General features: G+C 46.3%; 5 protein-coding genes and 3 tRNA genes. 4 read left to right on the top strand and 4 right to left on the bottom strand.

Annotation, left to right across the window (positions count from 1 at the left end; translation table 11 throughout):
* Positions 1-87 precede the first annotated feature (87 nt).
* From AB4138_RS16125 to orn, 4 genes are all read right to left on the bottom strand, one after another.
* Positions 88-164: transfer RNA gene (locus AB4138_RS16125), tRNA-Met, on the bottom strand.
* 53 nt (positions 165-217) lie between these two features.
* Positions 218-293, bottom strand: a tRNA-Gly gene (locus AB4138_RS16120).
* 53 nt (positions 294-346) lie between these two features.
* A tRNA-Gly gene (locus AB4138_RS16115) sits at positions 347-422 on the bottom strand.
* Positions 423-602: 180 nt separating this feature from the next.
* Positions 603-1148, bottom strand: coding sequence for an oligoribonuclease (gene orn, locus AB4138_RS16110; protein WP_010434065.1), 546 nt, complete (start codon positions 1146-1148; stop codon positions 603-605).
* 150 nt (positions 1149-1298) lie between these two features.
* Between orn and rsgA the strand changes: the two genes are divergently transcribed.
* The 4 genes from rsgA to AB4138_RS16090 all read left to right on the top strand — a co-directional run bounded on the left by rsgA (position 1299) and on the right by AB4138_RS16090 (position 6125).
* Positions 1299-2354, top strand: coding sequence for a small ribosomal subunit biogenesis GTPase RsgA (gene rsgA, locus AB4138_RS16105; RefSeq protein ID WP_017061306.1), 1056 nt, complete (start codon positions 1299-1301; stop codon positions 2352-2354).
* Between the two features lie 125 nt (positions 2355-2479).
* Complete coding sequence (gene asd / locus AB4138_RS16100) at positions 2480-3400, top strand: archaetidylserine decarboxylase (protein WP_102397878.1); 921 nt, start codon at positions 2480-2482, stop codon at positions 3398-3400.
* Between the two features lie 308 nt (positions 3401-3708).
* Positions 3709-5124, top strand: coding sequence for a DASS family sodium-coupled anion symporter (locus AB4138_RS16095; RefSeq protein ID WP_017061303.1), 1416 nt, complete (start codon positions 3709-3711; stop codon positions 5122-5124).
* A 113-nt stretch (positions 5125-5237) separates the two neighbouring features.
* Positions 5238-6125, top strand: a complete 888-nt coding sequence (locus AB4138_RS16090; protein ID WP_017071213.1) for a DMT family transporter — start codon at positions 5238-5240, stop codon at positions 6123-6125.
* The last annotated feature ends 60 nt before the right edge of the window (positions 6126-6185 follow it).

Below are 6185 nucleotides of genomic sequence, written 5' to 3'. Positions count from 1 at the left end.
AGCTAGTATCGCATTAGTTAGTCGCTGCTCTTACTGCCTTGGGCAGCTCTTACCGCCTTGGGCAAAAGATAGCGCTTAACTGTAATGTGGTTGCGGGAGCCGGATTTGAACCGACGACCTTCGGGTTATGAGCCCGACGAGCTACCAAACTGCTCCATCCCGCGTCCGGATGCATCAATTAAGTTGATGATTCTTCCCTCTCTCTTCGAAAAGAAATTGGAGCGATACATCGGGTTCGAACCGATGACCTCAACCTTGGCAAGGTTGCGCTCTACCAACTGAGCTAGTATCGCATTATAAAAGGTCTTTCACCTTTCGATTACCGCTTTCGCCGTAACCTACAAATTGGAGCGATACATCGGGTTCGAACCGATGACCTCAACCTTGGCAAGGTTGCGCTCTACCAACTGAGCTAGTATCGCAATCTGAAAACGTCTTTCTCCGTTCAGGGCTGCGAATTATAAGAGCATTTTTTTGTGATGCAAGTCCTTAATGCAAAATTACGAAACTTTTTACTCAACTGCTGTAAAAGCACACAGATTTGCAAAAAAAACGGCTCTTATGTCCCTGAAAAGTTAGATAAACGTGATCATTTTATTCGACTAGATGTTAATAATCGTTTTTCGGTAGTACTGCAGCTCGGCGATCGACTCTCGAATATCGTCTAACGCAAGGTGACTTCCCGACTTAGAAAAACCATCTAACACTTCAGGTTTCCAACGACGAGTCAGCTCTTTCAGAGTGCTTACGTCAACATAGCGGTAGTGGAAGTACTCTTCTAACTCTGGCATGTGCTTGTATAGGAAACGACGGTCTTGACCAATGCTGTTGCCACAAATTGGTGACTTACCTTTTGGTACCCATTTTTCAAGAAACTCAATGGTTTGTTGGATGGCATCTTGCTCTGAAACCGTGCTTTCTTGAATTCGCTTCACGAGGCCGCTGCCAGTGTGAGTCGTTGTACACCACTCGTCCATCTTGTCCAATTCACTCTGAGGTTGGTGAATAGCCAAAACAGGTCCTTCAGCCAGGATGTTAAGCTCACTATCAGTAACGATAGTAGCAATTTCAATGATTTTATGAGTTTCAGGATCAAGTCCTGTCATCTCTAGATCAACCCAAATAAGGTTCTGATCGCTAAAGGACATAAGGCGTCGCCTATTTGTTTATGTGTAAAAGAGGTACTATACCCAAATAACTATACTCAAACTAGCTTTAGGACCATCGAAATCACGTGGTACCAGCAACATCCTGTTTGAGTCCCCAATCATCAAGTTAGATGTGTTAAGTGAAAAATTGTGGCTAAAAAAAAGAAGTTAACCAAAGGTCAAGTACGTCGTGTACGTAGCAACCAGAACAAGCGACTCAAGAAAGAAGATTCTATCCAATGGGATGAGAACATGCTTGGCGGAACCAAAAGCGGACTCGTGATTACGCGCTTTGGCCAACATGCTGATATCGAAGATCTTGAAACTAACGAAGTTCATCGTTGTAACTTACGCCGTAGTATCGAGACTTTAGTTTCTGGTGACCGAGTGACTTGGCGCGCAGGCTTAGAATCAATGGCCGGTATTTCTGGCGTTGTGGAAGCGGTTGAGCCGAGAACTTCAATGCTGACTCGCCCTGATTACTACGATGGCCTAAAGCCAGTAGCTGCGAACGTCGACCAAATGGTTATCGTATCGGCTGTGCTACCAGAGCTATCACTTAATATTATCGACCGTTACCTAATTGCTTCAGAAACGGTAAACATCGCGCCGCTTGTTGTACTGAACAAGGTCGATCTACTGACTGATGAGCAGATTGCTGAATACCGTGAAACACTTAAAGAGTACGAGAAGATCGGCTATAAAGTGATGTTCGTGAGTAAAGAGTCTGGCTACGGCATCAAAGAGCTGGAAGCTGAACTCAAAGACCGTATCAACATCTTTGTTGGTCAATCGGGTGTGGGTAAATCAAGCCTAGTGAATGCATTAATGCCTACGCTAGACATTGAAGAAGGCGAAGTCTCTGAGAACTCAGGTCTTGGTCAGCACACAACCACGGCAGCTCGTTTATACCACTTCCCTTCTGGTGGTGATCTGATTGATTCACCAGGAGTGCGTGAATTCGGCCTATGGCACCTAGAGGCCGACGAAATCACTGAAGCCTTTATCGAGTTCAAGCCTTACCTTGGCGGTTGTAAGTTCCGTGACTGTAAACACATTGATGACCCAGGCTGCATCCTGCGCGAAGCGGTAGAAAACGGAAAGATCAGTCGATTACGTTTCGACAACTACCACCGCATCATTGAAAGCATGGCGAGTAACAAAGATAACCGTCAGTATTCACGCAACAAAAAAGCCGATCTCTAATCGCGTTTTTGTGAACAAATGTGTGCATTTACTGACAATTGGCGCGAATTTAAGTAACATCTCGCGCCCTAAACCGTCATCGACAGATTTAATTGAAAAACAATTAGCATTGGAAAATTAATACAATGGATAAGATTAAAGTTGGATTGCAGTACTGGATTCCACAACATGGATTAACTCGCCTAGTCGGCAAACTTGCGTCTGCTAAAGCGGGCGGCTTAACGACAGCGATCATCAACTGGTTCATCAAGCAATACAAAGTGAACATGGATGAAGCTCTGCATAGCGATCCAAAACACTTTAAAACATTCAATGAATTCTTCGTGCGTGAATTGAAAGAAGGCATGCGTCCTATCGCTGAAGGTGAGTCTGTTATTATTCACCCTGCAGATGCACGTGTGAGCCAATTTGGCCCAATTACTGACGGTCAACTGATTCAAGCGAAAGGCCATAACTACTCAGCTCGCGAGCTATTGGGTGGTGATGCTGCGCTAGCGGATGAATTTAAAGACGGTGAATTCGCAACGCTTTACCTGTCTCCAAGTGATTACCACCGCGTGCACATGCCATGCGACGGCACACTGCGCCAGATGATCTACGTTCCAGGTGACCTTTTCTCAGTTAACCCGTTAACGGCAGAAAACGTTCCAAACCTATTCGCACGTAATGAGCGTGTCGTTTGTATCTTCGATACGGAATTTGGCCCAATGGCACAAGTGCTGGTTGGCGCAACGATCGTAGGTAGCATCGAGCAAGTATGGGCAGGTACCATCACCCCACCTCGTGGTAACTCGGTTTACAAATGGGATTACCCTGCACAAGGTGACAAAGCAATCATCTTGAAGAAAGGCGAAGAGATGGGCCGCTTTAAGCTTGGTTCAACCGTTATCAACCTGTTCGCTAAAGATGCGATCAAGTTTGACGACACTATGCAAAATGGCGAGAAAACGGTTCTTGGTACACCTTTCGCGCACATTGCTGGCAAAGAAGCGCAAGCAAATGACGATGTTGTTACCGATTCTGCTGAGAACACTGACCAAGCTTAACAATTTGAGTTAACTCATTTAAGCTTTCAAGGCGCGTTACTTTTTCTATTTCAGAGAAGAACGCGCCTTTTTCTTAACTCTACCGATTCATTTGCTACTCAAGCTCTAACAACTCAATCTTTCAAACCCTGCCCAGCCACCTGATGCTTCTCACTCTTGTCTCTAATTGCCCAGATAAAAGATTGACCAAAAACAAAACAACTGTCGAAACCTTAAACAACTTTTTGATTTTCCAACCCGTCTCCAAGTACCAGAAATCCAGATAACTTACTCTATTTGAAGATATTTTATTTATAGGGTCTTTGTACATGCCTAAACTCAATGTTGGCGTTCTGGTCAAGCTGTTGATTTGTTTTGCGATTCCCTTAGGCGTGTTATTCATGCCGATAGATTCAATACCAATCGATGATCTCACGCTGATTCAACACCGCCTGTTGGCGATATTCTTATTAGCAGCCCTGCTGTGGGTGCTTGAACCTGTTCCGGTATTCGCCACTTCCATTTTGATCATTGCGCTTGAACTGGTGATGATATCTGACAAAGGTTTACACCTATTTAGAAATCCACCAGCGGGGCACGATCTCGGTGAGTTAATCAAATATACCGACATCTTCGGTGCATTTTCGTCACCGATCATCATCCTTTTCATGGGTGGTTTTGCTCTTGCGATATCCGCATCCAAGTACGAACTCGACAACAACCTAGCTCGAGTGCTACTTAAACCATTTGGTACAGAACCGCGCTTCATTATGCTCGGCTTAATGCTGATCACCGCCGTGTTCTCAATGTTCATGTCAAATACCGCAACGACGGTAATGATGCTTGCGCTGCTCGGCCCTATCGTGGCATCTGCACCAAAAGGCGATATGGGTATCAAAGCGCTCGTGTTGTGTATTCCAATTGCTGCCAATACTGGCGGTATCGCAACCCCAATCGGTACACCGCCCAATGCCATCGCGCTGCAATACCTAACGGGTGAAAATACCATCGACTTCCTCAGCTGGATGATGATGGGCTTACCCTTTGTGATCATCCAACTCACCATCGCTTGGTTTCTTCTACAAAAACTCTTCCCTTCTAAAGAAAGAAACATGGTGCTCAAGCTTGATGGACAATTTAGAAAGAGCTGGCGAGCGATTGTGGTTTACATCACCTTCGCTGCGACAATCTTATTGTGGATGACCACCAAACTGCACGGCATGAACACCTATGTCGTGTCTATCATTCCATTGGCTGTGTTTACGCTCACTGGCATCATGGGTAAAGAAGAGCTCAAGCTGATTAACTGGGATGTGTTGTGGCTGGTCGCAGGTGGTATTGCGATTGGTATTGGCTTAGATAAAACAGGCTTAGCCGCTGCACTCGCACACGCAATTGACTATGAATCGCTCTCACCTGCAGCTGTGGTACTGACATTGTCTATCGTGTGTTGGTTAATGGCGAACTTCATGTCAAACACTGCGACGGCCAACTTGCTGATGCCGATAGCCGCTGCAATTGGTGCTTCCATGGAAAGCCTAGTTGCGATTGGTGGTCTGCAAGGCTTGCTGGTTGTGGTCGCCTTCTCTGCGTCACTTGGCATGATTCTGCCCGTATCGACACCACCAAACTCACTGGCCTACTCGACCGGGCTTATCGAAAGCAAAGACATGGCGAAGATGGGCATCATCTTAGGTATTGTGGGCTTGCTGATGGTTTACCTCGCCCTGTTTATCATCACCTAGCACGTTAATACCTACTAATGCCCTTCCAGATAGTAATCACGTCTTTGCTATCTGGAAGGTTTAGTGCATATTGAATCCCCCACTTCTACATTTTGACACGGACGTACACTTCAATGGGATTCGAATGGCTGGCTCTTGCTGCCGCTTTTCTTTGGGCCATCGCGAGCCTGATGTCAGTAAAGCCTGCTCAACACTTAGGTTCTTTCGCCTATAGCCGTTGGCGCATGGGTTGCACTGCTATCATCTTATCGAGCATGGCTTGGTTTACTGGTGGCTGGTCAACGGTCGAAGCAGACCTAGTCACGCCGATGATGCTGTCTGGGCTAATTGGCATCTTCATTGGTGATACAGCCCTATTTGCTTGTTTGAACAGAATGGGACCGCGCCAAGCAGGTTTGCTGTTCTCTTGTCACGCCGTGTTCTCGGCAATTCTTGGTTACTTCCTATTTAGCGAAAGCATGACTTCGGTGGAGCTGATTGGCTCGGCTTTGGTGTTTAGCGGCGTTTTAACCGCGATATTCTTTGGTCGTCGAGGACAAGCCAACAACCAACTCGAAACCATCAAGGGCACCGTGTGGATTGGTGTAGCTCTCGGAATCACTGCCGCTATTTGCCAAGCCTTGGGCGGTATTATTGCAAAACCCGTGATGCAAACCAGCATAGACCCTGTTGCCGCTTCAGCGATTCGTATGATCACCGCTTTTGTTGCTCACTCCGCATTTCGTCTAACTGGCGCTAAGCTCTCACGCGCAATCAACCCGATGAATGGTCAAATATTTGCGATTACCGCAGTGAACGGATTTTTAGCGATGGCGGTGGGAATGACGCTGATCTTGTATGCGCTTCAGGAAGGTAATGTCGGCATGGTCGCTCTGTTATCTTCAACCACGCCAATCATGTTGTTACCGATACTCTGGCTGTACACCAAGCAGAGACCAAATGCCTACGCTTGGATCGGTGCCATTGTTGCCGTAGTGGGTACTGGTATTCTAGTCAGCTAGCTAGTGAAGTTAATTGGCAGCTGATTGGAAACTGAGAGTGAATAGCTAATGACTATTCAC

Source organism: Vibrio sp. 10N.286.52.C3 (assembly GCF_041468865.1).
In the GTDB taxonomy this organism is placed as follows: Bacteria; Pseudomonadota; Gammaproteobacteria; order Enterobacterales; family Vibrionaceae; genus Vibrio; species Vibrio crassostreae_C.
The sequence above is the reverse complement of the archived record's forward strand: the minus strand, read 5'-3'. Positions and strand labels throughout refer to the sequence as shown.